Genomic DNA, 1,809 nt, shown 5'->3' on the forward strand with positions numbered 1-1,809 from the left:
ACAATTCAATGCTCTCAGGAGTAAAAACCATGGGAAATTACATCGGTAACAATGCTAACAATTACTTTCAAGCCCACAAGGAAGGTTGGTGGATATTCAAGAAATGGAAGTCTTGGACAATGACGGGTAATGGCGGCAATGATACCCTGATTGGCGGTCCGAAGAACGACACTTTGTATGGTAATAGCGGCAACGATAAGCTCTACGGTGAGGGTGGTAACGACTATCTGGATGGCTGGACTGGCAATGACAATATGTATGGTGGCTCAGGTAACGACACCCTTCTAGGTTACTCTGGACACGATAATTTATATGGTAATAGCGGCAACGATAAGCTCTACGGTGAGAGTGGTAACGACTATCTGGATGGCTGGACTGGCAATGACAATATGTATGGTGGCTCAGGTAACGACACCCTTCTAGGTTACTCTGGGAACGATTACTTAAGTGGCAGTTCCGGCCATGACAGCCTTAAGGGTGAATCTGGCCATGATACATTACTTGGAGGAACGGGCACCGATACATTAGTCGGGGGTTCCGGTAATGACATCCTCAATGGTTATGGTGGCACTATCGGAGAATACGATATCCTAAGCGGAGACTACAGTTCATCCCAGCCTGGTGTTCAAGGTTCTTATGATGGAGCAGATACATTTGTTTTGGGGAATGCCTTTGGGGCATTCTATCTAGGCTCGGGCTATGCCACAATTACCGACTTCTACTGGTCTGAGGGAGATAAGTTCCAGGTTTATGGTAGTTCCAGTGACTACTCACTGAGCTTCCAAAACTGGTCTGGCAGCAGTGCAAAGGATACCTTGATTTACTATAAGAACGATCTTATCGGTGTGGTAGAAGACACCACTAATGTCGTGACCTCTGCGGACTTTAACTTTGTTTAAGACTCTTTCCAAAAACACCCTCAGCCTCTGGGGGTTGGGGGAAGTATTTGGTTAGATATAGCGCTACGCCCAAGGCAAGAGCCATGCATGGAAAAGTTGACTACAACAGCTTTTGAGCTTTTATCAATGTCAAACACTTTAATGCGTAGTGCTATAAATACGGGATGATTTTAATAGTGTTGTGGAATAGGCATTTGGCTGTAGAACAGGCATCTTGCCTGTTTCATTTGCGACCAGGCAGGCATCTTGCCTGTTTCCTGCCTCGGGCATCTTGGTGGAACAAGCATCTAGCTGTAGAACAGGCATCTTGCCTGTTTCATTTCCGACCAGGCAGGCATCTTGCCTATTTCATTCCCGAGCAGGCATCTTGCCTGTTTCATTTCCGAGCAGGCATCTTGCCTATTTCATTCCCGAGCAAGCAGCATGCCCACCCCACTCCTATTCATCCAAAGATTCAGCAATGCGAACAAGGCTGAAACTATGTATCATACACTGAAATCGATTATTGTAATTTCAGGCTCTAGCATTCTTCCCATCGTGAGCCTAACTATGGGAGCAGTGGCTCAGTCTAATCCACCCCCAGGAGTGAACCTTCCCACCGAAACCCCTGAGAGGATTGAGGAAACTATTCCCAAGCCATCCGATTTACCTCCTCCTGTTCGTGAAGAATCTCCAGCATCACCACCGGATCCAAGTCTGGAAATTCCTTCCTCTCCCCAACTCCCTGAAGTTACAATTCCATCCAGTGTGCCATTCTTCGTCACAGAAGTGGAGGTCTTGGGCAATACCGTTTTGCAAGAAGAAATTGCAGATAAAAAAAACCAATATGAGAACCGTGAAGTAAGGTTTGAGGAGTTGCTTCAACTGCGTTCTGCCATTACTGAGCTCTACATTAAAAATGGTTACATCA

3 protein-coding genes are annotated in these 1,809 nt (G+C 46.2%); all 3 read left to right on the forward strand.

Translation table 11 applies throughout. From position 1 onward, the window contains the following. Positions 1 to 899 (forward strand): calcium-binding protein (locus F6K37_RS40660; protein ID WP_287256974.1); only part of this gene is annotated, 899 nt, incomplete at its 5' end. A gap of 164 nt (positions 900 to 1,063) precedes the next feature. Further along, on the forward strand, positions 1,064 to 1,375 hold the full coding sequence (locus tag F6K37_RS40665; RefSeq protein ID WP_131826859.1) for a hypothetical protein: 312 nt from the start codon (positions 1,064 to 1,066) through the stop codon (positions 1,373 to 1,375). A 4-nt stretch (positions 1,376 to 1,379) separates the two neighbouring features. Next, positions 1,380 to 1,809: POTRA domain-containing protein (locus tag F6K37_RS40670; protein ID WP_287256976.1), on the forward strand; the 430-nt coding region annotated here is incomplete at its 3' end.

Source organism: Moorena sp. SIO4E2, assembly GCF_010671945.1.
In the GTDB taxonomy this organism is placed as follows: domain Bacteria; phylum Cyanobacteriota; class Cyanobacteriia; order Cyanobacteriales; family Coleofasciculaceae; genus Moorena; species Moorena producens.

What these genes read in the sequence shown, in the direction of transcription:
- F6K37_RS40665 (WP_131826859.1), top strand. Translation starts at nt 1,064, where the DNA reads ATGATTTTAATAGTGTTGTGGAATAGGCATTTGGCTGTAGAACAGGCA.